We start from the raw sequence: 24,262 nt of genomic DNA on the forward strand, positions 1-24,262 counted from the left end.
TTTTGGACGGGTATGTTTTTTACAGTCCTTGGGCCGCAAAGCAAATTGGCTGGGTTTGATCTCATCGTTCTATCCATCTTCTCGCTCGCTATTCATTTCTTTTTCTGGGCGATTACAGAAAACAATCGGGAGAAACAGCAGCGTCAGGGCGACCAACACCATCCCTGATCCCACAAGGATGACATCGTTGGCATTTTCGGCAGACGTTGTTAATACGAAAAGTGGTGGCTTCGTGCAGGCGCCCAGCGTGAACACCAGAATGGGCACCCACATCAGCCATCCGGCCAGGTGAAACCATTTGCCCCTCTGCCAGCAGCGTGTCCGTGTGAAGTCCCATTCGGGGTTGTCTTTTCCATTACGCACATTATCCCGGGTCACCATAAGATCCTCCTTTCCATGGCATAACCGTGCCAGTCCGTTCATGCCGCTTCTCCCTCTTTCGTGCGGTATCCCAGACTCTCCAGCGCCCGCAGCACCCAGTCGCGGTGCCATTCCGCGAGCACCGATTGCGCCAGTTGCCCGGCGGCCGCCTCGGTCGCGCCATCGCTGCTTTGTGCTTGCAGGTTGCTGCGGGCGAGATCCTCGATGAGGGATTTGGCCGAGGCCCCGAAACGCGCCGCAGCCAGCGCCCGGGCTTCGGCTGCCGGCATCTGCTGGATAAGGCGCTGATACACGGCCCGGTCCTCGGAGGTGGTGTTGAAGGCCCAGAGCCATTCCAGGGGTACCGGATCGCTGCAGAAGAGCCGGTACGGCCCTTCCCGGGTATCAAGCAGGGCCAGGATGGGGGAGCCGTGGGGACCGGGACCGTTGAGCTCCTTCAGCAGACGCTCCTCTTCGGCATTGAGCCCGAAGGTCTCCGCGAGCTGCCGGGTGTTCTCCGGTGCCGAGAGGATGAAGCGGGTGGCCACGTGTTCTTCGAGGAACTCCCGGTCGAAGTCGGTCGGCACCTGACTCGCGATGGCGAGCCGGATGTTGAACTTGCCGCCCTCCCGGGCGTCGCGGTCCACCACCCGGCGGGCCGGAACCGATCCGTTGGTGCGGTGAAATTCGTCGTAGATGGCGAACTTGGGATCCTCGAGGATTTCGCGGATGCGTTCCGTGTGAAAGGCGCGGTAGCTCTCCGGGACATGGACCAGATCGTCGGTGTGCACGAACCACTGGCCCGTCGTCACCCAGCGGGCGAGCAGATAGAAGATGCTGGTTCTTTTATCCGCATCGCCCCCCTGCCCTGCGGTCACTTCATTGAGATCCAGGATCACCCCGCGGGCGGCCCCGAGATTGAAGGCCGTGGGCGCGGCGATCACCGGATACTGGGCCTGCGCCTGGGTGATCAGGTGCATCATGAAGTCGAAGACCGACAGGCCGTCCTTGCCGCCCACGGAAATCTTGTGAAAGGCCGCGAAACGCTCGCCGGCGACATTGGCGATTTCCGGCAGGTCGGAGAGCAGCGGGACCGCAAAGCGCTGGGCGGCGTGGGCGGCGCTGGTGTCTCCCCGGGCAAAGAGATGATCCACCACCTGCCACCAGCTGGGGGCGGGCGGGAGATCTCCGCTGGCAACGGCTTTTTCCACGACCGCATCGACGGCGGACATGCCCGGCTGGCCCGGGTTCCAGCGCTTGGGCTGGCCTTCAGGGGGCTGGTCGGAATAAAAGGGATAGGCGGCATCGATGAGGCCCGCCGCCATCTCATAGACATGCTCCGGCGCCTCGGTCCGGCCCATGGGGGTGCAGACCAGGGTCAGGAAGTCGATGAGAAAGGCCCGGTGTAGGGCCAGAGGTTCGCGCTGGCCGAGCAGGGTGTCGAAGGGGTTGATGGCGTATTCGGGCGCATTGCGCAGGCGGTGGGTCTGCACCAGGTCCGCGCGATTGCCCAGCAGTTCGCGCAGGAACTGGCCAGCGCCCATGCCGCCGTAGCCCACATCCAGAAAGGCGAAGCGCGGCAGGCGCACTTTGCCGGGTTCGAGGAGGTGGGCCAGGATCAATAATAGTGCCAACAGCACGCTTTTGCCGGAACGGGTGGCGGCGAAAATGGCGATGTTGAAGTTCTTCTGCCGGCTCGAACCGATAGCGAGCGGCAGGACCTGTCCCTGCGGGCCGCGCAGGAGCAGCGGAGCGCCGTACCAAGGCGACGCCTGGGAGGCGACCGGCACGAAGGCGCAGGCGTCGGAGAGGTTGAGACCGTGCCAGCGGGCATTACCCTTGGGGCGCAGGCCGGGCGCGAGCGTAATCCAGTCGGGGACGGGGTCGCCAAAGACTTCTTCAACGACAGTGTTGCCCCAGCTCTCAAAACGCTGGGCGAGACGGCGGGCGTTCTGCCCCGCCTCTTCCGGAGTCCTGCCCCAGGTGCAGGCGAGTATTTGCATCAAACAGGCGGGATCTCCCAGCAGGGCCTTTTTCTGGATGCGCGCGCGGGCCCGGGTGATGCCGTGGTTGACGGCGTTGGACCAGCTCAAGAGCCCTGCGAGGAAGGATTTGAGCCAGCCGGAGCCGGTATCGGCGGTCAGGGTCACCGTATAGCGCCAGGGCAGGTCCCGCGGCAGGCGCGCGAAAAGATCGCCGAAGTCCACCATACGCGCGGGTCCCATGCCCATGGACAGGACCCGGTAATAGAGACCGCCGGCGGCGATGGTCTCCCCGTCGCCCACGGTGGTATAGGCCGGCAGGACCTGACGGGCGATCTTCGGCAGCGCGGGACCGAATGGATCGGTCATGAGCGGCGGATGCTCCACATCGAAGAGGGCGCCCTGCCCGCGCGAGGGATCAAGGATCTGCCGCCAGGCGGCGAGGGCCTCGCGGGTCTTGAGGCGCACGAGGCGCAGACCCACCCGATGCGCACCCGGACCCAAGGCCTCCAGCAAGGTTTCGCAGGCGGCTTCGTGGATGGGGATCAACCCGCGCAGGCCGAGGCCCGGATCGAGGACCTGCCAGGGACCCCAGGTCACGCCCTCCAGAGCGCGGTTGAGTCCCTTACGCTCCTGCTTGAGGTCCGTGGCACTCAGGATGTTGGGCTCGGTCCACAGGGCGAGGACGCTGCGTTCCGGCAGGAAGTGTGCTTTGAGACGGTCCACCGGCGCGCCGGTGGTGAAACCCTCGCTGCGAAACCCCAGGCGTTTGGCCTGGGCATCGAGGGCGGCGAAGTGGGCTTCCACGGCCATATCCGCCCAGTCCGGATCCCGCGCCAGGGTCCACTGCAGGCGATGGCCGGGACTTTGGAAGAAACTGGGGAGTGCTGCGAACAGCCGCTTTAGCAGCTCCGGGCTGAGCCTTCCCTCGGGCCGACCGTAGACCCGGGTCAGGCCATCCACCCGGAAGAGGCTCACCAGCGCCCCGTCTCCGGTCGCGAAGGTATGGGCGTCCTGCGGCGAGTGGACGGCTACCAGATCGGCGAGATTCGCTAAGGCCATATCCGCCTCAGCCGTACGGGCCGCTCATCTGGATCTGCTGCACCTGTACCCCCGTGTTGCTGTGGAAGATGGTGCCCTCATAGTGATAGGCGAGCGCCGGGAGCCCCATAAGGCCGGCGGAAACAGCAGCGAGGGTGGCGACATGACTCCAGCGGGCCTGTCCCTGTCCGTGCTGCTTGTGCGCCTCCCAGGCTTTCAGGCCGGAATTAGCGCCGAAGCCAAGGCCGGTGACGAAGGTGCCGCCCAGAACCAGATTAACGACAGACTGGATGATGCCGGAGGCGTTATTGGCCATGTTGCCCACGCCCGAATACGCGAAAGCGTCCGAAGCGACGGCGAGGGCCACGATCGCCGTACCGGCCACAAAGAGCCAGCGACGGCGACGGGTGGAGGGGGTTGAGCCAGAGGTGACCGGTGCATCGGCCAATTCGGCGGCGGTAGCTTCGGCAGGGACTGCGGGGTTGATAACATCCACTTCAGATTGCATGACTTGCTCCTTGCGCAAAGAGACGGGGACTGCCCCCGCATCGAGGTTATAGGGCGCAGGGAAATCCGGTCTTCGTCGGACAGGAAGCGAAGGGGCCAGGCGGAGATATCCCCAAAATCTGGGGAGCACCCGGTGGAGAAGTGTGGGAGGGCGAGGCAGAGGCAGGAGTTTTCCGGCTCCGGGCATCCTGCAAACAAAGGGCCGGGAACTGACCGGAATTTCCGGGAGGAATGATGGTTTCCGGGTGGCCTGCGTGAGGCAGAGCCTCGTCAGTAGTCATGGTTATACAAAACCTTGTATACTTACTCCATGAGCACACCTAAACCGGTCAAGTTCCAGGGTAGCGCCCTGGATGATCTGCGGGAGTTTCCCGCTTCCGTGCGACGGGAGGCAGGCTACCAACTCGACCAGGTGCAGCATGGCCGGGAACCCGACGACTGGAAACCGATGCCCACCGTTGGGCAAGGAGTTCGGGAGATTCGGATTTGGGATGCCTCTGGTGGCTTCCGGGTGATCTACGTAGCGAAGTTCGCGGATGCCATCTACGTCTTGCACTGCTTCCAGAAGAAGGTGCAGAGGACCAGCAAGGCGGATCTGGACTTGGCGACGAAGCGCTATCGTGATTTGGTGAAGGAGTTGGGACTATGAGCAGCGAACCGTTTGACAGCGTATGGGATGCCATCGAGGACACGCCCGAGGAGGCGGAGAACATGAAACTCCGCTCGGCGCTGATGATGGCGCTGAAGGACCACATCGACCGCGCAGGCCTCAGTCAGGCCCAGGCCGCAAAGCTATTTGGCGTGACTCAGCCGCGCATCTCGGACCTGACGCGTGGGAAGATCGGCTTGTTCGGCTTGGATGCGCTGGTCAACATGGCTTCGGCGGCAGGACTGCGCATCGAGATACGCATCGAAGACGCCGCTTGACCGTTCCGCAACCCCCGACGCGCTTGAGAATAACAAGCCCTGGGCGACAGACCACGAACTTATATGACATCAATTGACGAACTTATCGAAACAATAAAACCGATCATAATAACAGCCGGTATCGCTGTTTCGGCTATAGCAGCGATTATCTCTTTTCCATCAGCGCTCAACAAAATAAAGAGCGGAACACTAAACGTAAAACAAAAAGAATTTGATTTAGCACTATTCTCGCTGACTGGATTTGTGTCCGCCTATAGCCGGAATGAGTTTCGTCCTAAAACGAGATTGTCAAGAGCAATAAGAAATCTTATAAAGTCATCACTAGAACGGCTAGACTTCCTTGGCAAATGTTGACATATAGACTTCTATTGCACGCACATCCATAATGTTACAAAACCCCCGTGCTGCTTGAGTGGCATCTATCCTGGACGCGAAAATCAGAGGCACTCGGTTTTCCTTATCCTCCGGTCTTATCACATTCCCTTCGCCGGTCAGGAATCCACCTTTGTCATCGGAATATATTGCCCACAAATTATACACTGCATACATAATTCTTCCCCTCAGTCCGCAATCGCCCAGTCATGATCAAACTGGCGTTCCAGAATGCCCACATCCCGGCCATCCAATAACAGGCCTAGTTCCCGGTTATCGTTGAAACTGACGTCCGACAGATTGACCGAGCCGATGAAACATTCATTTGCGGCACAAAAAGCTTTGGTGTAAAGATAATGAGGTTTCACCGGCAGCAATCGCACCTGTACGCCGTAATGCCCCAGCGTCTCGACATGGCGGCGATCCGATGCGTCGATATTGGCGGGCAGTAACCCAGTTCCTCGGCCTCGATCGTGACCGTCCCAGGCTGCCGCAGCACCCCAAGAATTTTCGCCTCGGCGCCGGGAGAGACCACGAGCGCCTGACGTGCATAGGCCGGTACCCTCGTGTCGCACCTGGGCGGCAGGCAGGCCATAGGGCTTACCGGAGATCATCACCTGCACGTTCACACCCCGCGCATGGGCCTGGGCTATGGCGCGCAAAATCGCTCCGTCATCGACCAGATAACCGTCGATGGTCAGATGATGGCGGGCCGAGTCGATAAGCTGGATGATCGGTGCGACACCGGCCTGTGGTTCCATGTAGAGCATTTATTCGTCCTCCGCTTCGTGATGGATAGTTGACGTCGTGTCGAGAGGAGTTTCCGGCAGGCTTAACCGTGCCTTTGTTGTCTCAATCGGTTCGACGGGCGATCCGTTGACCAGCACCATGCCATCCGGCATAATCTCGACGATCGCCTCGCTATCCCCAAAACGCCAGACGGTTTGGGTCATCGGCTGATCTGTAGCGTTACTTTCCATATCGAATCCATCACTGGACGGTTTCATCCCGGGGTTGCCTCCGGTCTGCGCGAATCCGTACCACCATCACCTTTTTCCACATGGCCCCCTCAAATCGGCAACGTCAGGCCAAAGGTATGGGCAAAGAGGATGGCGCCACCGACCACGTTGGCCGCGACCGCGCCGCCGATGATATGCACGAACGCCTTGTCCGAAGTCTCCCGGGTGGTGCCGTCCCCCACCCGCTTGAGGATCACCAGCCCCCGCGCGATGGCGATCCAGCCGATGAGCTGCACGAAGTTCTCGATGCCTTCCACCGCCAGGGTCATTTGCTGCCCGCCCGGACCGGTGTAGGCCAGAGGTGAGGGCTGCCCCTGGGTGAAGAAGGTCCCCACCATATGGAAAGTGAAGACCGGCAGGGCCATGAGACAGGCGCCGGTGGCCGCCGTGATGAGGATCCGGCTCTTGTGAATGCGCGGGTCCTGGCTGGTCCGCCAGAGCAGGAACACGCTGTCGGCGGCATAGTAGAGCCCGATCAGAAAGCACATTCCCACGGTCAGAACGAAGAACGGCCCCAATTGGCTCGCCGCCTGGGTGATCATTTCGATGGCGGTCATGATGTGTCTCCGGCTTCAGTATCTGATCCGGCCACGGGTCGTCACCACCTGGTCAGGATCAACGGCCAGCACCTTGAATCCGTCCAGCGTCGCCCCCGCCTGCACCACGTGGGTATTGCCGGAGGGTCCCTGAATCCAGGCCTGTCCGGCGCCAATGGATTCCACCGACCAGCCCGGCAGAGACTGTTGCCGGGCGTTGCCGGTAATGGGCGTGGATGCCGCCGTTATCGGGTAATGCGCCGCCTGCCGATGCAGGAGCCGTCGGTCCAATCGGCTTTGCTCCGCGGTGAGTATCTGCAGGTCCTGGCGGAGGGCGCGCAGCTGCTGGTCCACCTTTTCGCGGGTGCCGGGGGTGGGGGTTGCGGACTGTGTTTGTGCCGTGGACTTTGCCGCGGAGGCCCCCTGCCGCGCGGGAGACACCGGTGGAGTCGCCACCGATGCCGCCGCAGTGGGCCACCGCGCGCTGGACGACCCGCCGGGCACGGCGGCAGCCGCCGGTGGCGCGGGCCGTTGCGCAATGGGCAGTGCCGGGGTCGAACCCGGACCCTGCGCCGCCACGAAACTATCCCCGGCGGGTTTGGCCGCCTTGGGCGCGAAATCCCAGTAGTAGGCGCCCACCAGCAGGGCGATGACGCCCGCGCCGAACACCCCGACAAACAGAAAGAATTTGCTCCGTTCATTCATATCGCCACCTTGATCTTCACGAGTGTTACAAACGCCATCGCATAACCATGCGTGGATCCATCCGCCAGCGCCAAGAACAACTGCCATCTCCCTTACTGGCCGCTATGCATCTCCAGTCTTTGATGTTATAAACGAACCATGCATTATCAACTTTTGCCATTTGTGTTTTTTACGGCTCACTGTTATGTATTTATTTAATATCACCGATTCCGTTTTTGCTTTTATGTTTCTTTATGACAGACGTTAGCAAGGCTTTAATAAAAACAAACATTGTCACCACAGCAAGCACCACATTTAGATACTCATGCCCATATCCTTCGCCAATTAAATTTCTAAAAGCAAAAGCCAGCGAAAAAACCGACAAAAGAGAAAATATCGAAAAGACGATTCGATCATGGAAAATGTTAAAGTATATTTGTTCTGCCACAATGATTAAGCTAACCAGTATTATGTATGTATAAATCATTACGGTTCTCCAAAACATCACCGCTCATCCATCCCCCATCACTGTCGGATACGATCTCCTGTAGCGGCTAAACCTGATCCAGATGGCCCTTGTCCATATCCCCCAAAGAAACAAATGACGGACTCTACTTTAATTGTAATTCCGGATGAAGGGCGGCACATCGACTGTTTTGTAATCCCCCGTTTCTTTCACGCAGCTCTTTTGCTCTGGCCTTCCGCTCTCCATCTGACAGAAAGCGCAATCCGGAACTTCCCTCAACCATGAACCTGAGAACGTGGTGCAGCTCTGTCCGCAACAGGGACAACTGCGCGTTAATGTTATCCATCTGCGCATCACGTTCATTCTCCACGCGCCCTACTTTCGCTACGCCCTTTGGCAACCCGGCTGACCCCTCATCTGCCGCAGTGGAGTAAGGGTCCTTATCCGCAACCACATACCCAACAAATGACGGGCTCTCCAGCATTTGCAGTTGGAGACGAACGTCACCAGCATATGGACTGTTTTTGAGAATGCAGCATTTTTCACGCAATGCCTGGGCCGTAACCAACCTTTCACCGCGCAATAAAAGTTGCGACTGGGAATTTCCCCTTCCGCAATCACCCTGAGAATGTCATGCAAATCTGATCGCACCAGAAACAATTGCATATTGATGGCATCCAACCGTGCATCACGCTTGTTTTTAGGGCGAAGGATTTTTAATTTCAACATGGGCAGCCTGAAAAATCGTGAAGCCCTCATACCGTCACCTGTGCCTTTTCCCAGCGTTGAAAATACCGCCGCAGATGGGCATCCATCTGCATCGCCTGGCGGTGCGACAGCCCCAATGTCTCGGCGGCCTGATGTTGCGAGTGGTCCCGCAGTATCCGTATCTGCAGCCAGCCCCGCAGAAACTCCGGCGTCTCGTCGAGAATCCGGCGGGCGAGTTCCCTTTCCGGGGAGTGCTCCTCGGCGTCGTCTTCCTCGCCGGTGACCGGGTCCTGGTGTTCGCAGAGTGCCTCCCAGGACTCCATGGGCGGCGCCGGACGCTGCGCCGAAAGCAGCCCCCGCGCCTGCCACAGCGTCCAGGTGGCGAAGTGGCCCCGCGCCGGATCCCAGTTGCGCAAGGCCAGGGTGATGGCGAGTCCCAGCAGGCCCATAGCCTCGTCGGGATCGATCCGCAGCGCCAGGGCCAGACGGCGGATATGGCCGCTGTAGGGCCGCATGGCCTTCATCAGCGCGGCGGCGGCACGGGCCTCACCCGCACGGGCCCGCTCCGCCAGGTGGTCGATGGGGTGCACAGCGCATTCCGCGTTCATCCAGCCCTCCCCGGCGCCTTGACCGGCGCCATGAAGAGCACCCCGATGCCCGTGCCCGAGCGCACCCGTACCGTGGGCGGCGTGTTGAAACGCTGGGCCATGATCGGCGTGAGCGTCTGCCCGACATTGCCGATGGCGGACATGGCGAGCTGTCCATTGCTCAGCTGATGCGTGATCACGCCCAGACCGGAGCCGGTCAGATACGTGTTGGTGTTGGCATAGGCCATCGCGTCATTGACGCCCTGCAGGAGGGAGGCGCCAATGAGCCAGCCGTAGCGGTAAAGGGTATGGCGGTTGACGGAGGTCGCCAGCGCCGTGCGCGCCGTCGCCAGGGTGATCGCCGTGGCCGTTATGGGAATGGTGCGATGCTGCCAGTTCATGGTGCTGAATTTGACCAGCACCCGGTCATGCACCCGCGCGAATCCCCCCAGCAGGCGCGCGCCCGCGAAACGGCCCGTTTCGATGGTCGCCAGCACTGGTCCGGGTTCGGTGGATTTGATGGCCGTATCGAGCACCGCGAAGCTGATATGTCCGGTGTTGGCAAGTATATGGGCCGGCGGCGTATAGGACCGGGTTTCCGCTGAACCGTTTTGCGGCGCGGCCTGGGCGCGTACCTTGAGTAGAGGATTGGGCAGGATCTGGTAAGCCGATACCGTGGCCGCCGTGTTTTCGGCCATCAAGGCGCCGATTTCGGCTGCAATGGCCTTGCCGTTGGGATTGGGACCGTAGCGCACGGGCATGGGTTGTGCTGGATGGTAGACGGGCTGCTGCGGTTTCGGCGGCTGTTTGACGGGATGCACCTTGTGCAGTTGCCCCAGGGTCGGCAGCTCGCTTTGATGCTGCTCGGCAGCCCGTTTCGCCTGTTCGGCGTTGTAGGCCGCCAGTTGCGCCTCGTAGCGCGGACTGCCGGAACCACCCGGAACCGGGTGCATCTGCGCCGCCTGTCCGGCCTGGCTGATCTCGCTGTGGTGCGCGGGCATCAGCAGAATGACCGCCGCGGCGATCACCCCCACCCCCAAAGTGGCCGCACCGACGACCAGCGGGCGCTGATGGGGATTGCTCAGTATCCGGCTCAGCGCGCCCTGCCTGCGGGGTAATGGGGGATTCCCAGTGCCCGGCGCACTTCCCGTATCCGGTGCATTGGAAGTGGTCTGCTCCGCACCCGCCGCCGGAATCTGATCTCCGGTAGAGGAGGATGGATCAGTACGATCGGGTGCCACACCCTGATTCATGATTTTGTCAGCCATGATGTCCTCCCACTCCCGGCAGGCGGGACAGGTTCAAAGTCTCGGGCTGGCCCGCGACACTCACCGTGACCGCTGGTACATCAGGCAAAACGTAGGCACGGACGCCGGCCGCGCCATCCATCCGGGATACCCAGGCGGGCGCGAGGACCGGGTGCGGCACCCGCAACAACAGACGCGGACCATGGGGACCCCGCCAGAGCCAGGCGCCGGTGCGCGGCGGCTGGCCGGCGATCGTCAGAGGCTGCGCGCCCGCCGGGGGAATGTCCTGGGTGAGGGACAGCAGGACGTTGGTATAGCCGCCCGTCGCATTCCCGCCCCCGACCGGCGGCGGCAGGCCCGGCTCCAGGGCGTCCACCCGCACATGGACGGCGTAATCCGCCACCCCGTGCGCGGGCACCAGAGACAGCAGCACCGGTTGCGGCTCCCCCTGCAGCCAGACCGCGAGATTGCTGTCCGCATAGGGCGCGATCACGCTCAGGGCCACACTGTCCCCGGCGTACTGGGCCGAGACATCGTGCACATCGGCGGCGACATGGGTCACTGGCCAGGGATGCCCGTAGGCGTCCACGAAATTCAGGGTGGTGACGTAACCCGCATGCAGGGCGACCGCGGGCGGGGAACCGGAATCCAGATGCACCGTGACCCCGACCAGGCGCGGCGTCACGGCGGACAGGGGCGCCTGGGCGGCCTGCTGGCTGATGGCGATGCTCCGGCGCACCCAGCGGACCTGTCCGGGATTCAGCGGGCGCTTTGCGCGCATGGCCTGATGCAGGGCGTCCACCGTGGGCAGGGGCGGCAGCGCCATGACCTGACCGTGACCGGTATTGACGTACTCGACCCCGTTGGCTCCGCCGTTCTGTGCGGGAGTGGTCACGGTACCGCTGACCACCAGTGGATTGGTGGGTGCCGGCGTTGCCGGTGCGGCAGGGGGAGTGGAAGTGCTGGAGGTGGACGCCGCGTTCTGACCACCCACCTGATGCCAGGTTGGAGCGTTACCGGTGCTTCCTGGCCCACTCTGCGCCGGGGTAAACCCGCCTGCAGGTGTAGCGCCCTGCGCAGCGGAGGCCGCGGTAGATCCCGTCAGCAGCGCATTGGGATTCGTGATCACGCCCGCCTGACCGAGTAGCGGCCAGGCGGCCAGCAGGGCAACCCAGAGCAGATTTTTATGGCGATTCCGTCGATGTGCTTGCATGGTTCTTTCCTTCTCAGGCCGCAGACAACATATGGAAGTGCTGAATGGCGATGCCGTAGGGATTGGTCAGGTTGCTACGCCGTTGCAGGTGGATGACCATGATCCAGTCGTTGGCGCTGCGTTCGCCGTCGCCTTCAAAGACCAGCCGCACCGGCATCTGCACGATCCAGCCATAGCGGCCATTGGCCTGCACCCCCTGCTTCACCACCGTGGGCGGGCCGGAGACCACCACCGTCATGTCGAGCTGGCGGCGGCGCACAGCGAGGAGATCGTGGGACTTGTGCAGGGCATCCAGATAACCGTTCCAGCCGGCGTCGCTGTAAAACTTGCGCGCCCGCTGCATATCCAGGCGATAGTTCGCGAAGCCGAGTGAAAAACTGTCCTCCACCGCCCGCTGGGTAAAGGTGAGGACGGCGGCATCTCCCATCATGGGTTTGTTCGTGGTGATCAGGGGTGTTTCCCCGCCCTCGGCGTTGACCGCCACAAATTTCACGATGGCCGGCTGGGTGGCGAGTACTACGACCGCGATAACCAAGCCGATATTGACCACGCCCTGGATGATGTTGGTGCCGAAACTCAGGCACCAGAGCCGCTTCCAGCCGGCGATGCCGATGCCGATCAGCTCCACGGGTTCGACGGTCAGCTTATTGGGCAGGCGATCTGTCCGGGCCTGCGGGTTGGTTGTCGATTGCACGGGATCAATGGCGGCCATGATTAGCTCCCACCCAGACTGTATTGGGTCTGGCTATTAGAAAGAAATTCCACATCAAAACTTTCAAGATACCGGGTCACCATGGACAGGTGGTCCGGCAAGAGCAGGGACAACAGGTTTATCTCCGCCTGCCACTCCGTCAGAAGGCATTGGATGCTGTCCAGAATGTCTGCGGCCGGCACCATTCTGAATGCTTTTGGTAACGGCGCTTGCAGGCGATCCGCACCGAGCGCTTCAGCGGGGCCCTCGCCAAGATACCGCAGGAGAATCGGCGCGCGTCCGGTTTGCAGGATATTCAGGAGGTGAGATGATGGATTGAAAACATCTTGTAGAGCAGAAGGGACCGCCAGAGTCGCTGCCTTTTCGGCCATCTCAGGGCTCCATGCAGCAAATTCGAGGTTTTTTGCTGCCAATGCGCGCGCTGTAATATCGAGCGTATGCTTTAACACGGTCAGACTGCCGGCTATTTTCGTGGCCTTTTCCGCCAGTAATTGATCGCTGGTTGATGACTGAATTCGGTTCACGCTATCCATATTCCAAACTCCATGATGTTTGTCATATCAATTCCCCACAAACTGCGAGATATGCGCAAGGTGCATTACCACCTTAAAGACATCTAATCGCTCTTGTGCGCTCAACCGATGGAACACCGCCAAGGCTTCCCGATCCTCCACCGCGTCAGGAACGTCCGACAGAATATCCGCCAGCATTGCTTCCAGTTCCTCTTGCAGTTTTTGATGGATGGCAAAAACAAGGTCTGAATGGTGAGTGAGCATTTACGCATTCTCCTTGCATGTGCCCTTGATCGTATTGTCCGCAAGCCACGACAATGTTTCGCAATATTCATGAATGGCGGCATCCGCCACATGCTCGATATTCTCCCCCATCCGTATGCGCTCCCGGGATCTGGCCGCAATACGGTTTCTGGCGATAACCATTCCCCGACATGCAAACTCCATTTTTTCTAGAAACAACGCCTGCATCGCCTGTGCGTCCCTGGCAGACTTCCGGAATATACGTATTATGTCATCCATGACTCAGTGACCTCCCATGGCTGCGAAATACTGCCGCTGCGCCGCCAGATCGACACTCTGCCGGTACTGGTGGTTCCAGTGGGGAGTCGCCGAGTTGTAATCCCCGACATGCCGCCAGAAAGCGCGGGGGTGAGTAAAAGCGCTTTGCGGCAACTGATGACCCTGCAGTTTGCGGGCAAGAATCCAGGCGCCGATGGCGACATTCTGGCAACCGTCATCGAGAACATCGGCGCGGCTGATATTGAGACGCGCGAGGACCGGCAGCCAAACGCTGTTAATGCCCATGGGACCCATGTCGTAGCTGCCATTGCCGTCCCGGACTATCTGCCCGGGCCGGGTGCCTTCCGTCGCGAGGATCCCGTAGAGCAACCAAACCGGCTCGTGGTAACGGGCGGCGGCAGCCGCCACACAGAGGCGATGCACGGGGGTGATCGGCAAAGAGACGGGCATCATGACCGCCGCCCTTCCACCAGGCATTGCCCGATCCGCACCCGGATGCGGTGATGGTTTTTGCTGATCTGCGCCTGGACGGTTCCGCCATCCTGGGCGCCACAGATCAACACCAGCGGGCCGTTGACGTGATGGATATGGTGCATGCCGGTCACGACACCGCCGGAACCGCCTTCCAGGATCAGGCCCTGCCGCCGGACCGTGATGGTCTGCAGATAGAGAGGCTCGGCGAAGCCGCCCTGTCCATAAATCTGGGTGACGTGATACACCCCCGACGGGGCGATCGGACCGGTCAACAGCACCCGCAGGCCGATGGCGATGCCGATCAACAGTGAGCCGAGCACCATCAGCAGACCCCGGCGATGGGCCGTCCGTGGTTCAGAGCTTTTGAAGAAATCGCGAATGCGCATGATTCACCCCGCCAGGACGTAAACAGCATGATGGGTCACCACCAGCAGCAGGCCGGCACTGCGGGCGACGTGATAGAGGGCGATGGACGCGGTGCCGGCGGGCCAGGAGACCGTGGGCAGCAGCAGGCCTGCGTGAACGTGGATGGTGTGCCGCGGGAGCAGTTTCCCTACGGCCTCGCGCAAGGGGCCATGACCGGCCGGGACCCAGCGATTGGGCTCCCAGCCGTGGAGATTATGGGCAAGGACACCGCTCAACCGGCCCTGCTGCTGCAGATGGGTCAGGGAGACACCCTCGTGGGGCGGTGGTGTGGTCACCGGGAGCGGGGGTACGGCGTTGGCGCTGACCGGACCTGGCGCAACAGGCGGCAGGGTCAGGTGCACCGAGCGGGCGCCGGGGCCGATGTAGGTCCAGGCCGCCCAGGCGGGTGTCGCCACCAGAGACAGGACGATCAGCAATCCCTTCAATCTCGCCGGCTTGGGGAAATAGGGTTTATACATACTCAGACCTCGCGAATCCGTGGCAACATGGGCCGGTTGCCCACAAACAACTGGAGAAATCGCTCATGGCGTGGAAACAATGGATCACGGACAGGCTCCATCGTTGGATGCAGCCATGGATCACAAAATCGCCCATCGTCCCATTATCACCAAAAGAGAAACGCCTTCTGGCAGCACTCAACGACATTTTTAACACCTTAATCGGATATATCGTGGTCATGTCCATTCTCCTGGATATTAGTCACCGGTATACTCACCAATTCTGGATTCAGGTTTTCTTTTATATTTTGATCTTCCTGGTGATCACGATCTTTTTCCTCAAGATTACCATTCAGCTTTTGGCTACTGGCGTCGCCGTCAACAGGTATATTTACGCCCTCGCCATCGTGGCGATTCTTCTTACATTGGTTTTCGCAATAGGTATACTCACGATATGACGACAACTCCGCAAAAAAATGGAAAATTCCGTAAAAAAATGCGATAAATATATAACTGATACTGGGCAAATCGTCATTGCGAAATATAAAAACCGTTATAAACAGAAAATACGTCGCAAACATGACTATAAGCCGGTCCATGCTGCTCCAGAAAACCGACTTGATGAATATGACATCCCGACCATAAAACGGTCTTGCGGTATCGGCAAAAGTCTCAAGAGAATGCAGTCGGAATAAACCAGCGAGAAATCTCGATCCCCAATCAAAGCTGGCGAAGGAAAACAAAAACGTCACGATACACTTCAGGTCATAAGTGCTTAAAGTCGCAGCGTTCATCTGGGCTGCCCTCCCTGCCGCCGGTAGCTGGGCCATTGGCATTGCAGTAGCGTGCCGTGGTGACAGAGGCGATCGAATGCGGCCGCTCCCAGAGTGCTTTCCACTCCGGCCCGTGTTTCGTTGCTCAGCACAATCGTGGGGCGGCAGTCGCGGGAGCGGCTGTCCAGGACGGCAAAGAGGCTCACCCGCTCGCTGTCCGAGCCGTGCTGCTTGCCGATTTCGTCGAGGATCAGGAGATCCACTGCGGCGAAGGCCTTGATGCCGATCTGTTCCAGCGGCGTGCTCATGGGTGACCTCCTGCGGTACACTCGGTCAGATGGCTATGCGGGAAAGCCTGCGAACATGGATACGGAATAATGGCAACGAAACCCCACCTGACATTCGAGGATCGTTTTCTTGAAGCTGTCCAGTTTTCCCGGAGCCTGGGCGTGTCGGTTCCGAAATTTGAAAAAACCGATACGCGGCTGCTTACCTCAACCGTACTGCCGCAATTGGATATATATTTCCTCAAATTCATGGAAGACAAAGGACCATCGGTGTTTTTTTCGCAGTGCATCAACATACACTTGGCCTTGGCAAAAATTATGAAGAAACGCCTTAATCTGCATCCAATGTTTACCATCGGCAGCATTAAAAAGGGGGATTCTATCGGGTTCCCGCTCACACAGGCCGACGTAAGCACCTGGGCAAGGTCAGGCGTTGGGAATCCCTTTGGTCTGAGCCTGCACGCCTGGTTAACGCTACCCAGCATGGAGATCATTGATTTCACACTTCGACCTTCCGTCATCATCAACAATGGCCTTAATCGCGATAGCCTAAGATATGACGCAAAACATTGGCGTGATTTTCTATCCATAGAATATTTACCCATAGCAACCGGAGAGGACTTGCTCGAAAAGCTAGGATTCCGCATGTTTGATGCCCAGGTTTCCGGGTTTGACGACTTCGCTCCCCACTGATTCGTCCAACGCAGGATCTGCCGGACGGATCACTTCCGGTCCGCCGGAAAGGAATTCCACCGAAAAGTTAGCGTCATCCTTATGCCGTTCCAGGTAGTTTGGAGGTACCATGTACCCCAAGACGCACACTTGCCAATGGCAGATCACCATGGTCCGCCACAAACCGGACAAGGACCGCTTCAACCGCTCCGCAGGGGCATCCGTATCTGGCTCTGCGGCAGAGCCTGGGCGATCTCCGGCGGCCGGACTTACCGCGCCGGACGGGACATCAAGAATCTCCTCACCCTCAACTACGGGGGCGGGGCACATCAGAAATGGCACCATTCGGATATTCACCATGCTGTGCAGTGATGATGCATCCAGAGGATCGTCCGCCAACTTCTCACACACCCTTTCCACCAGCCTTGCGCGGTCACTGGCGGACACCGGTCGCAACACCCCGGGGTCCGCTATCAGATCACGGATCAGATGGCTCAACGACAGCTGGAACACGGTCAATTCCCAACCCATCTTTCCAATCTGGTTTTCCATGGCCCTTCTGTCTGTGTCACTCAGAAAGCTATTCGTGTCGCTACTCATGGATGCTCTCCTCCAGAAACTCGCTCCAGGAGCCGATAAAAATCCCGTCAGCCTTCATGATCATTTTCCTCCCTGCCGCCTGTAACTGGGCCATTGGCATTGCAGTAGCGTGCCGTTGTGGCAAAGGCGATCGAATGCGTCCGCTCCCAGAGTGCTTTCCACTCCGGCCAGTGTTTCGTTGCTCAGTACAATCGTGGGGCGGCAGTCGCGGGAGCGGCTGTCCAGGACGGCAAAGAGGCTCACCCGCTCGCTGTCCGAGCCGTGCTGCTTGCCGATTTCGTCGAGGATCAGGAGATCCACTGCGCCGAAGGTCTTGATGACGGCGCGCTCACTGGGACCCTCCTCCCGCCGCCAGGTCTCCCGGATCCGGTCGATCACTTCCCAGACGGTGGTTTGCAGGACGGTGTGGCCCTGTGCCAGCAGTTCCCGCGCCATGGCCGCCGCCAAGTGGTTTTTACCCGTCCCGGGCGGGCCGAGCAGGATCAGCCCGCGGCCGTCCCGGTTTTCGGCAAACTCCGTGGCAAAGCGCCGGCAGACATCGACCACGGCCCGTTGGGCGGGATAGATGATCCGGTAATTGTCAAAATCGCAGTGCTGGTAGCGTTGCGGAATGGCCGCGCGGTCCAGAAGGGTTTCCAATTGCCGCTCGGTGCGGCAGCGCGGACAGTCGGCGGGCATGATGTAGCGCACGGTGCAGTCGGCATCGATCCGGGATGCCGGATAACGCCCATGCCGCTCGCACTGGCGGTACTGGGGGTGCCGGTCGGGCAGCAGGGCGACGTTGCTGCTCTGCGGCAGACCATGGCGACGCCGGATATCCTCGGCTAAGTCACTCGCCGAAATGTGTTTCGTCTGGGTATTCATGCGCCACCCTCCTTATGCACCCATACCTGGTAATGCCCTGGTCCAAGCCGCTCGATCTTCGCGCCACCGACCACGTTGTTGGTTATCCAGTGTGGCGAATCCTGGCGGGCTTCCGCAGGGGTTCGATGGGTCCAGAAATGCAGCAGCACCCGACCCGACGGCTGGGCCTCACGGAGTACGGTGCGCGCCGGGACAGGCGGATGTTTGGCTGGGTTCTCAAAAAGCGCGCCGTAGGCAATAAATCCCAGGAAAGCCATAACAATCAGAGCCACTGATGCGGTGATCGCCGTTTCAGCCTTGGGTGACCGCTCGCAAAGGCGATCCAGCCAATCCGCCAGGGCGGAGATCCCGGTCATCGCCAGATACATCGCCATGAGCGCCAGAAAGATCGCCGCCCAGACCGTAATCGCGCCCCGATGCAAAGCCGCGGAACGGGCGAAGCTGCGCAAGATCGAGGGCGCCGCCAGGTACAAAAAGGCAACCAGAACCGAGAAAAACAGGCTTGCGAATGTGAACGCGCGCACGATCACCCGAATCAGGGCGACCGCACGGTGGAAGCCCCCGTCGAGGTGACTGCGGCTGAGCGTGAGGGTGGTCATAACGCTATCACCACGTCATCAGGACCGATTTCACCCATGGTGGTGGCCTTGCCTCTGAACCGCGCCCACAAGGTCCGCAAGTGCTCGCCGTACTTGAGCAACGTTTTCGGTACGAAAGGCTCCATTAACCGGCAGCAGTGCTTGTTGGGCATGATGCCATATGCGACACTATTGCCATTATGAATACCCACGCCAAGCTGCTGAACCGAATGCGCAACAATCCCAAGGATTGGCGCATCGATGATCTCAAAGCGGTGGCCAGCCATTACCGGATAGATTGGCGTAATGAGGGAGGGAGCCATCATGTGTTTTCCTTCCCTGGCATCGAAGAAGATCTGTCCGTGCCGGCGCATCGGCCAATCAAGCCGGTGTATGTGCGGCGGTTCGTGGCCTTGGTCGACAAAGTGAAGGAGTTGTTGTCATGAGCGAAATTCAAGTGGTTCACATGGACCCGCCGTATTCCTTTGAAGCCTATCCGCACGTGCTGGAACCGTTGACAGTGGATGACGGCGGCGGTTACCTGATCACCTTTCCCGATCTTCCGGGCTGCATGTCCGACGGGGAAACCATTGAGGAGGCCATCGCGAACGGTCGGGACGCGTTTTCCGCCTGGATGTCGGCGCGCATCCACATGGGCAAACCGATACCCAAACCAACCTGGCACGGCGAAAACCGGGCGCCGGTGCGGTTGATGCAGCGCCTGCCACGCAGTCTGCACGCAAGTCTTGTGGCACGCGCCAGGGCGGAGGGCACTTCCCTGAACACCCTGGTGACCATGCTTCTGGCTGAAGGACTTGGCCGCAGAGAACACCACGATTGAGCCTTTCCATCGCCCCGCGGTCGCGCGTAGCGTAGGAGATATTGTTGCACTCATAGCGCCACCACCACGTCGTCAGCGCTGATCTCGCCGGCGGGGAACGCTCTGCGAGATCTGGCCCACAGGGTCCGCAGGTGCTCACAGTGCTTGAGCAGCATTCCCACGGAATGACCCTCACGGCGGTAGAGCCCATCTTCCAGGTCGAGGTAATACCGGGCCACGTCCGGTGCCTCATCTCCCAGGCGACGGACCAGGTGGGCCAGCTGGCCGTTGACGGTCCCATTGCGCACGGGATCGACGCCGTAGCGCTCGTGGTAGGCGGCGCTGTAGGCCGTCCAGGCTGGCACGGTGGATACCCGGGGTTTGGCGACTTTGGGCGTCGGCTCCGGTGCCGGAGTGGTGCTGGTCAGAACCACCGGCGGCAGAAGCGGTGCCTGGCGTTGCGGTTCGGTAGGCGATGGGATCGGATTTCGCAAAACAACGGGCTGCGCAGACACCGAAGCGTCAGCTTCGGTGTAAGGCTTTTTATCTTTTATATCGGATATCGGATGTCTGTCGGCTTTTCCTATTTTTGGGTGTGTCGGGTTTGTGTCGGGTTCTGTGCCGCCTTTCCCCACAGAAGCCCCGCCGTTATTGGCGTTCGCTATGGCAGGTTCTGTGTCGGGTTTGGTGTGTCGGGTTTGTGTCGGGTTTGTGTCGGCTTTTTTCTGAACGGACCGATCCGTAAACGCCAGGGGAAGGAAAAAAACAAGGTGTTTGGCGGTCTGGTCAGAGCGCATTTCTACGAGGCCCAGTGTCTCCAGTCGCTTGGCAAGACGCCGGACCTGCTGCTTGGAATAGGAGCCGGAGCGGGTTTCCCCCTGATGCGGCTCCACATAGAGAACTTCTGTCAACGCCTGCCAGGAGGTTCGCCGCTTGGCGCCTACAAGCCCGGTCTCATAGTCCATGTATTTCCGCAAACCGCGCAAGTACAAGATTTGGGAAGCTAATGGAGCGCCCTGTAATTGACCATCTTCCAGGTCATTCCAGCAGGTGATGGTCATTGGTGCGCCTCCGGCCCCGCCTGCTCAAGAGCCCGCCTCCGCACCGCGCTGTCCGCGCACGGAAGAAAAAACTGCAGATCGTCATCCTCTGTCTCGATCGGATCGATCAGGTCGCGGCTCTCCAGATCCAGAAGTAGTTGCAGCAACAACCAATCCCTCGCTTTGGGCTTGGCTGGCATCATTCGGCGTAGCAACGCACGGCGTTTCTGCCGATTCTCGTCACAGTTCATTAGCTGTCCTCCCAGAGCAGGTATCCGGTGCAGAAAGTTTGCGGGGCATACGGTGCTTACTCATCAGTAGTCTCCTCGCCAGTTGGCCGGAATGGGGGGCTTGATTGGGTTATAGGGATTTGTCGGTATACCTGCACATGCTCCACCAACCTGTCCGTCGCATCCGGTTCGGCAGGCGTCGAGTAGTGCCATCAGGGTAACCGCAGATCCAAGTCATCGTTTTTCCTTCTCGCGCGGGAGCTTTGGCTGGTGACCAATAACTCCTTGACGCGTCAAGTGCGCCATGAGGTCTTCGATGCGTTTAATCCCTAGGTTGGTGATCTTTCCGTTTGCGAATTTTGTAATCCAGGAATAGCTGATACCCGATTCGCGGGCTATTGCTGCCCAAGAACCTCTTTGGCACTGAAGGATAGTGATAGCCTTGCTATACAGAGAGTTCGTCATGGCCAACAAAGCTAGCACTATATTGCTATCCACGCAAGCAGTATTTTGCTAACCATTTATCGTACAGTTCAGATATGGATAAAAGAACCAAGATGGCTATTGCTGAAAACCTAGACAAGCTGATGAAACATCATGGCTTATCACAGAAAGACGTCGAAGGGCGATCAGGCGTATCTCAGCGCACCATAAGCAATATCCTCAACGCTGATGCAGACCCTCGCTACTCGCCTACGATCCACATCATCGAAAAGCTGGCAGCATCGTTTTCCTTGCCTGCTTGGCAACTGCAAATTCCTGATCTACCAATAGAAGTTCTTACATCTCACAATCTTGCAAAGATTGTAGATGCTTACTCTACGATTGACCAAAATGGTAGGGACATGGTCAGCCGCATCTCTGAGGCAGAGGCTCGTTATAGTAGCCAGGAGAAACCTGACCAGAAAGTAAGGTCTCACAAGGTGTAGCCGTCATGTCCTGACGCCCACCCAAAGGAGAGGCGTGCGTTTCCGTTCTTTAGTTGTCTAGCAATATTTTGCTTGACAACTTCGTCATGAAGTAGCAGTTTATTGCTATACCCCCGATGAGGGGTCGGCAACTTTGCTGCTTAACATAAAGGAGGTGCTTCATGATTCTCGACATCCAAGCCCCAAATCTGCCATTTCACTCCGTCCTCGCCCTCGCGCAGGACTTGGCCCAATCCCTCAACCTCATGGTTACCCACGACGGCCATGGCCGCCTGATCTTTCGGCCCGCCACCGAAGACGGCGAGGATGCTGTCAATCCCATCGTCTCGGTCCCCGCCCGTCCTGATCTGCCGGTCAAGACCGCGCAAGCCCTCCGCAAAGTCCGGATGGCTGCCCCCTTGGGGGCCGTCCTCGCCACCGATGGCGCACGCATCGCGGTCATCCCCCATCCGGCCAAAAACTGGAAGGAAGTCAAGGTATGAGCACCCAGGCACTAGCTCAAACCGGGCAGGACACCCATAAAGTGTGGTATGGCGACCTGGAGCGCTTCAGGGCCATCGAAAGCGTCGTCCAGTTGATGCCGCCCCGGGACAATGGGCGTCCCGAGTTCACCACCCTGATCGATAGTGTCCGGGAAATGGGCATCCTGAATCCCGTGGTGGCCATCGAGTGTGAGGATGGCAATCTGTACGTCATCGACGGCTATATGCGGGTCATGGTGGCGAGGAGGCTCGGTCTCAAGCAGGCGCCCTACATCGCCAAACAGATCCATCCCGCAGATCCCGCCGTGGTGGACTTGGCCGCCCGCCTCAACTGGTCCCATCGCCACCTCTCCGATTTCGAGAAGGTCTGGGTGATCGGGAATCATTATCTCAGTGAGAAACAGCGGCATGGCGCTCTCCCCGGCAATTTAAATGCGGCCAAAACGGAGGTATCAAATGATACCTCCGTTTCCTCAACATTTGCGGATGGCCGCACACGAGAAGCCCTGGCAGCCCTTTACCACGTCGGCCCGGCTACGGTACACCGCTACGGCAACATGGCCAAGGTCTGCCGCAGCATCATCCGGGTACTGGCCGAACAGTTGCGCCTCAGCATGGAAGATACCACCACACGATTTTTCGATCTGTGGCGCGATACCGAGCGCGGCAGGCATGTCGATTTGGGCGTCCTCGCCAAGATCAGCCACCGCCTGGTGGAATATGAGATCATCGACGATCCCGACTCCACGATCCGGCGGGCCTTCAGCGCTTACGTCGCCGATTTCGCCCGATTCCCCAAAGATTCCGCAGCGCAGGAATATGCCCTGCCCAAACTGGGAGCGGAGGGACTGATCCAGGCCACCCTGGCGGAAATCGACAAGGAACTGCCGACGAAAAGGATTGTGGAGCAGTTGGCGGCGCGGAAAGCTCCCCCACAACCTCAGCCTGCATCCGGCGAGTATCTTCCCGCCGAGCGCGGTGGCCGTCCAGCAGAGCAGTCCATGGCGGAGAGCGCTTTCCACTTCGATATTCCGCCCCTTCCCGAAGATTCCCCTCTGGTCGATCTGATCCAGCAGCGGGCCGTGCAGTTTCAGAGTGGCGTCACCGCCATGAACCAGAAGCTCGACGAGGTGCTGACGGCCTATGTCCCGCAGATCACCCGGCTTGCGGAAGACCTGATCCATATCATGGAGGAGCACTGGAAAGAGGATTTCAACAGCCAGGATAAAAGCCGACGGCCCGCCTGGGAGGAGATTGCGCGGTTCTACCGCGCGCTGAGCCTCAAAAAAGGCATCCTCCTGGATGTGCTGGAATCGGACCGGGACGCCATTACCCGGTTGCGTGGCCGTCTGGAGAAACTCGCTGATCTCGCCGGCGGCGGCATGCCGGAGATTACCAGGGGATTGTTCTGACATGTCACTTTTTGATCAGGTCATGGATCGGGTGTTCAGGGCCGTACGGGCGGATCGCCTGCCGGTGGCCTACCAGTTCTCCGCCGCGCGGATGGTCGAGGAGCGCAATGTGCGCACCGTGGCGGAATGGCTGGAGGAGGCTTCAGAAGAGCATATCCGCGAGGTTCTGGAGCATATCGTATGGGCGGGTTCCTGGTGCGAGGAGGGTGCCGTCATCCGGGCGATCCGGAGGGTGCAACAGGAAACGGCCATGGCCACCTGCGTCGAGTGTGGATGTGATGACCTGCACGCTTGCCCAGAAGGCTGTTCCTGGCTCCGGCTGGACCGCAAGACCGGCCTTGGCCTATGCAGCGCATGTAGCCACCGGTTGGCGGATTGGGATGCCGGAGACAGAACACCGGGCATGGAAGCGGAGATGAGTTTCGCGATGCCCGCTCCATCCCGGTGTCTGGAGTAAATCCATGGGCAATGACCATCACCTGTCGATTTTTGTTGCCGGACTATGGCAAGTCTCGAAGCAAATAATGCGCAGCATGCTGGTTTTGTTAGTTATGGCGTTGAGTGCCCTGCTCTTCGGATTCGGCATTGTGGGGTTAATGGAAGGATTCTGGCTGTTCTCTACCCCGCATGGCCCGTATTGGGTGGTCTGGGGCAGCCGAGCATCAGGGATTGTATGGGTTTGCCTGTTTTTCTACCTGCTGTATCGCCACATCATGCGCCTGGGCCAGGAAAGAATAAGGATTAGCCATGAGAAAGACACTTGATCTGTTTCCCGATCTTGTCGAACCGCGAGCAAGGCGCCGTCATTTGATGCACGTCTGTGACGCAGGTGGTGATGGGCCA

At 59.5% G+C, this 24,262-nt stretch carries 37 protein-coding genes; 10 read left to right on the forward strand and 27 right to left on the reverse strand.

Going from position 1 to position 24,262, the window contains the following annotated elements:
* Positions 1-69 precede the first annotated feature (69 nt).
* The 3 genes from PJU76_RS08095 to PJU76_RS08105 are packed head-to-tail and all read right to left on the reverse strand — an operon-like array spanning position 70 to position 3,891.
* On the reverse strand, positions 70-423 hold the full coding sequence (locus tag PJU76_RS08095; RefSeq protein ID WP_271779098.1) for a hypothetical protein: 354 nt from the start codon (positions 421-423) through the stop codon (positions 70-72).
* Positions 420-3,404, reverse strand: a complete 2,985-nt coding sequence (locus PJU76_RS08100; protein WP_271779099.1) for a hypothetical protein — start codon at positions 3,402-3,404, stop codon at positions 420-422. Before PJU76_RS08100 ends, PJU76_RS08095 begins: the two co-directional genes overlap by 4 nt.
* 7 nt (positions 3,405-3,411) lie before the next feature.
* Positions 3,412-3,891 carry a hypothetical protein gene (locus PJU76_RS08105; RefSeq protein ID WP_271779100.1) on the reverse strand — a complete coding sequence of 160 codons (480 nt, stop codon included), beginning with the start codon at positions 3,889-3,891 and terminating at the stop codon, positions 3,412-3,414.
* A gap of 309 nt (positions 3,892-4,200) precedes the next feature.
* Here PJU76_RS08105 and PJU76_RS08110 point away from each other — a divergent pair, with 309 nt between their 5' ends.
* The 3 genes from PJU76_RS08110 (at position 4,201) to PJU76_RS08120 (ending at position 5,171) form a co-directional block, all read left to right on the forward strand.
* The gene (locus PJU76_RS08110; protein ID WP_271779101.1) at positions 4,201-4,539 is read left to right on the forward strand and encodes a type II toxin-antitoxin system RelE/ParE family toxin; all 339 of its coding nucleotides are present in this window, start codon (positions 4,201-4,203) and stop codon (positions 4,537-4,539) included.
* Positions 4,536-4,817 (forward strand): helix-turn-helix domain-containing protein, encoded by a 282-nt coding sequence (locus PJU76_RS08115; protein WP_271779102.1) that lies wholly within the window; start codon positions 4,536-4,538, stop codon positions 4,815-4,817. Before PJU76_RS08110 ends, PJU76_RS08115 begins: the two co-directional genes overlap by 4 nt.
* 63 nt (positions 4,818-4,880) lie before the next feature.
* Positions 4,881-5,171, forward strand: coding sequence for a hypothetical protein (locus PJU76_RS08120; RefSeq protein ID WP_271779103.1), 291 nt, complete (start codon positions 4,881-4,883; stop codon positions 5,169-5,171).
* A 206-nt stretch (positions 5,172-5,377) separates the two neighbouring features.
* Here PJU76_RS08120 and PJU76_RS08125 read toward each other — a convergent pair whose 3' ends face one another.
* The 18 genes from PJU76_RS08125 to PJU76_RS08210 form a co-directional block, all read right to left on the reverse strand.
* Positions 5,378-5,959, reverse strand: a complete 582-nt coding sequence (locus PJU76_RS08125) for a phospholipase D-like domain-containing protein (protein WP_271779104.1) — start codon at positions 5,957-5,959, stop codon at positions 5,378-5,380.
* Entirely contained in the window at positions 5,960-6,196 is a 237-nt protein-coding gene (locus PJU76_RS08130; RefSeq protein ID WP_271779105.1) for a hypothetical protein, read from the reverse strand.
* A 62-nt stretch (positions 6,197-6,258) separates the two neighbouring features.
* The gene (locus PJU76_RS08135) at positions 6,259-6,765 is read right to left on the reverse strand and encodes a hypothetical protein (RefSeq protein WP_271779106.1); all 507 of its coding nucleotides are present in this window, start codon (positions 6,763-6,765) and stop codon (positions 6,259-6,261) included.
* Between the two features lie 15 nt (positions 6,766-6,780).
* Positions 6,781-7,449: a hypothetical protein gene (locus tag PJU76_RS08140; protein ID WP_271779107.1), complete on the reverse strand. Its 669-nt coding sequence runs from the start codon at positions 7,447-7,449 to the stop codon at positions 6,781-6,783.
* A 190-nt stretch (positions 7,450-7,639) separates the two neighbouring features.
* Complete coding sequence (locus tag PJU76_RS08145) at positions 7,640-7,915, reverse strand: hypothetical protein (RefSeq protein WP_271779108.1); 276 nt, start codon at positions 7,913-7,915, stop codon at positions 7,640-7,642.
* A gap of 124 nt (positions 7,916-8,039) precedes the next feature.
* Complete coding sequence (locus PJU76_RS08150; protein WP_271779109.1) at positions 8,040-8,462, reverse strand: hypothetical protein; 423 nt, start codon at positions 8,460-8,462, stop codon at positions 8,040-8,042.
* A gap of 187 nt (positions 8,463-8,649) precedes the next feature.
* Positions 8,650-9,210, reverse strand: coding sequence for a hypothetical protein (locus PJU76_RS08155; RefSeq protein WP_271779110.1), 561 nt, complete (start codon positions 9,208-9,210; stop codon positions 8,650-8,652).
* Positions 9,207-10,457: a DotG/IcmE/VirB10 family protein gene (locus PJU76_RS08160; RefSeq protein ID WP_271779111.1), complete on the reverse strand. Its 1,251-nt coding sequence runs from the start codon at positions 10,455-10,457 to the stop codon at positions 9,207-9,209. The genes PJU76_RS08155 and PJU76_RS08160 overlap by 4 nt, the downstream gene beginning before the upstream one ends.
* Positions 10,450-11,649 carry a DotH/IcmK family type IV secretion protein gene (locus tag PJU76_RS08165; RefSeq protein ID WP_271779112.1) on the reverse strand — a complete coding sequence of 400 codons (1,200 nt, stop codon included), beginning with the start codon at positions 11,647-11,649 and terminating at the stop codon, positions 10,450-10,452. The genes PJU76_RS08160 and PJU76_RS08165 overlap by 8 nt, the downstream gene beginning before the upstream one ends.
* A 13-nt stretch (positions 11,650-11,662) precedes the next feature.
* Positions 11,663-12,361: a DotI/IcmL/TraM family protein gene (locus tag PJU76_RS08170; RefSeq protein WP_271779113.1), complete on the reverse strand. Its 699-nt coding sequence runs from the start codon at positions 12,359-12,361 to the stop codon at positions 11,663-11,665.
* A 2-nt stretch (positions 12,362-12,363) separates the two neighbouring features.
* Positions 12,364-12,894, reverse strand: coding sequence for a hypothetical protein (locus PJU76_RS08175; protein WP_271779114.1), 531 nt, complete (start codon positions 12,892-12,894; stop codon positions 12,364-12,366).
* 27 nt (positions 12,895-12,921) lie between these two features.
* On the reverse strand, positions 12,922-13,137 hold the full coding sequence (locus tag PJU76_RS08180; protein ID WP_271779115.1) for a hypothetical protein: 216 nt from the start codon (positions 13,135-13,137) through the stop codon (positions 12,922-12,924).
* Positions 13,138-13,395 carry a hypothetical protein gene (locus tag PJU76_RS08185; RefSeq protein ID WP_271779116.1) on the reverse strand — a complete coding sequence of 86 codons (258 nt, stop codon included), beginning with the start codon at positions 13,393-13,395 and terminating at the stop codon, positions 13,138-13,140. It lies immediately after the preceding gene.
* Between the two features lie 3 nt (positions 13,396-13,398).
* Positions 13,399-13,848 carry a lytic transglycosylase domain-containing protein gene (locus PJU76_RS08190; protein ID WP_271779117.1) on the reverse strand — a complete coding sequence of 150 codons (450 nt, stop codon included), beginning with the start codon at positions 13,846-13,848 and terminating at the stop codon, positions 13,399-13,401.
* On the reverse strand, positions 13,845-14,255 hold the full coding sequence (locus PJU76_RS08195) for a hypothetical protein (RefSeq protein ID WP_271779118.1): 411 nt from the start codon (positions 14,253-14,255) through the stop codon (positions 13,845-13,847). Before PJU76_RS08195 ends, PJU76_RS08190 begins: the two co-directional genes overlap by 4 nt.
* Positions 14,256-14,258: 3 nt before the next feature.
* Positions 14,259-14,753, reverse strand: a complete 495-nt coding sequence (locus tag PJU76_RS08200) for a hypothetical protein (RefSeq protein ID WP_271779119.1) — start codon at positions 14,751-14,753, stop codon at positions 14,259-14,261.
* Positions 14,754-14,950: 197 nt separating this feature from the next.
* Positions 14,951-15,526, reverse strand: a complete 576-nt coding sequence (locus PJU76_RS08205) for a hypothetical protein (RefSeq protein ID WP_271779120.1) — start codon at positions 15,524-15,526, stop codon at positions 14,951-14,953.
* The gene (locus tag PJU76_RS08210) at positions 15,523-15,813 is read right to left on the reverse strand and encodes an ATP-binding protein (RefSeq protein ID WP_271779121.1); all 291 of its coding nucleotides are present in this window, start codon (positions 15,811-15,813) and stop codon (positions 15,523-15,525) included. Before PJU76_RS08210 ends, PJU76_RS08205 begins: the two co-directional genes overlap by 4 nt.
* Before the next feature lie 69 nt (positions 15,814-15,882).
* On the opposite strand from PJU76_RS08210, the gene PJU76_RS08215 reads away from it, so the two are divergent.
* Positions 15,883-16,485 (forward strand): hypothetical protein, encoded by a 603-nt coding sequence (locus PJU76_RS08215; RefSeq protein WP_271779122.1) that lies wholly within the window; start codon positions 15,883-15,885, stop codon positions 16,483-16,485.
* Here the strand turns inward: PJU76_RS08215 and PJU76_RS08220 are convergent.
* From PJU76_RS08220 to PJU76_RS08235, 4 genes are read right to left on the reverse strand one after another with little or no spacing between them, the layout of a single operon-like run.
* On the reverse strand, positions 16,426-17,064 hold the full coding sequence (locus tag PJU76_RS08220) for a hypothetical protein (RefSeq protein ID WP_271779123.1): 639 nt from the start codon (positions 17,062-17,064) through the stop codon (positions 16,426-16,428). The two genes, PJU76_RS08215 and PJU76_RS08220, sit on opposite strands and share 60 nt — an antisense overlap.
* Positions 17,065-17,124: 60 nt before the next feature.
* Positions 17,125-17,928, reverse strand: coding sequence for an ATP-binding protein (locus PJU76_RS08225; protein ID WP_271779124.1), 804 nt, complete (start codon positions 17,926-17,928; stop codon positions 17,125-17,127).
* Positions 17,925-18,527: a hypothetical protein gene (locus PJU76_RS08230; protein ID WP_271779125.1), complete on the reverse strand. Its 603-nt coding sequence runs from the start codon at positions 18,525-18,527 to the stop codon at positions 17,925-17,927. The genes PJU76_RS08225 and PJU76_RS08230 overlap by 4 nt, the downstream gene beginning before the upstream one ends.
* Positions 18,524-18,880, reverse strand: a complete 357-nt coding sequence (locus PJU76_RS08235; protein WP_271779126.1) for a hypothetical protein — start codon at positions 18,878-18,880, stop codon at positions 18,524-18,526. Before PJU76_RS08235 ends, PJU76_RS08230 begins: the two co-directional genes overlap by 4 nt.
* Positions 18,881-18,948: 68 nt before the next feature.
* On the opposite strand from PJU76_RS08235, the gene PJU76_RS08240 reads away from it, so the two are divergent.
* Entirely contained in the window at positions 18,949-19,347 is a 399-nt protein-coding gene (locus PJU76_RS08240; protein WP_271779127.1) for a type II toxin-antitoxin system HicB family antitoxin, read from the forward strand.
* Between the two features lie 50 nt (positions 19,348-19,397).
* Here PJU76_RS08240 and PJU76_RS08245 read toward each other — a convergent pair whose 3' ends face one another.
* A complete protein-coding gene (locus PJU76_RS08245; protein WP_271779128.1) occupies positions 19,398-20,387 on the reverse strand; it encodes a hypothetical protein in 990 nt (329 codons plus the stop codon).
* Positions 20,384-20,617: a hypothetical protein gene (locus PJU76_RS08250; protein WP_271779129.1), complete on the reverse strand. Its 234-nt coding sequence runs from the start codon at positions 20,615-20,617 to the stop codon at positions 20,384-20,386. The genes PJU76_RS08245 and PJU76_RS08250 overlap by 4 nt, the downstream gene beginning before the upstream one ends.
* Positions 20,618-21,153: 536 nt before the next feature.
* Between PJU76_RS08250 and PJU76_RS08255 the strand changes: the two genes are divergently transcribed.
* The 5 genes from PJU76_RS08255 to PJU76_RS08275 all read left to right on the forward strand — a co-directional run bounded on the left by PJU76_RS08255 (position 21,154) and on the right by PJU76_RS08275 (position 24,183).
* Positions 21,154-21,525 (forward strand): helix-turn-helix domain-containing protein, encoded by a 372-nt coding sequence (locus tag PJU76_RS08255; RefSeq protein ID WP_271779130.1) that lies wholly within the window; start codon positions 21,154-21,156, stop codon positions 21,523-21,525.
* A 161-nt stretch (positions 21,526-21,686) separates the two neighbouring features.
* A complete protein-coding gene (locus PJU76_RS08260) occupies positions 21,687-22,007 on the forward strand; it encodes a hypothetical protein (protein ID WP_271779131.1) in 321 nt (106 codons plus the stop codon).
* Entirely contained in the window at positions 22,004-23,419 is a 1,416-nt protein-coding gene (locus PJU76_RS08265; RefSeq protein WP_271779132.1) for a ParB/RepB/Spo0J family partition protein, read from the forward strand. The genes PJU76_RS08260 and PJU76_RS08265 overlap by 4 nt, the downstream gene beginning before the upstream one ends.
* 1 nt (position 23,420) lies before the next feature.
* On the forward strand, positions 23,421-23,876 hold the full coding sequence (locus PJU76_RS08270) for a hypothetical protein (RefSeq protein ID WP_271779133.1): 456 nt from the start codon (positions 23,421-23,423) through the stop codon (positions 23,874-23,876).
* Between the two features lie 4 nt (positions 23,877-23,880).
* Positions 23,881-24,183: a hypothetical protein gene (locus tag PJU76_RS08275; protein WP_271779134.1), complete on the forward strand. Its 303-nt coding sequence runs from the start codon at positions 23,881-23,883 to the stop codon at positions 24,181-24,183.
* Positions 24,184-24,262 lie beyond the last annotated feature (79 nt).

Origin of the sequence: Acidithiobacillus ferriphilus (genome assembly GCF_028215975.1) — a bacterium.
GTDB lineage: Bacteria > Pseudomonadota > Gammaproteobacteria > Acidithiobacillales > Acidithiobacillaceae > Acidithiobacillus > Acidithiobacillus ferriphilus.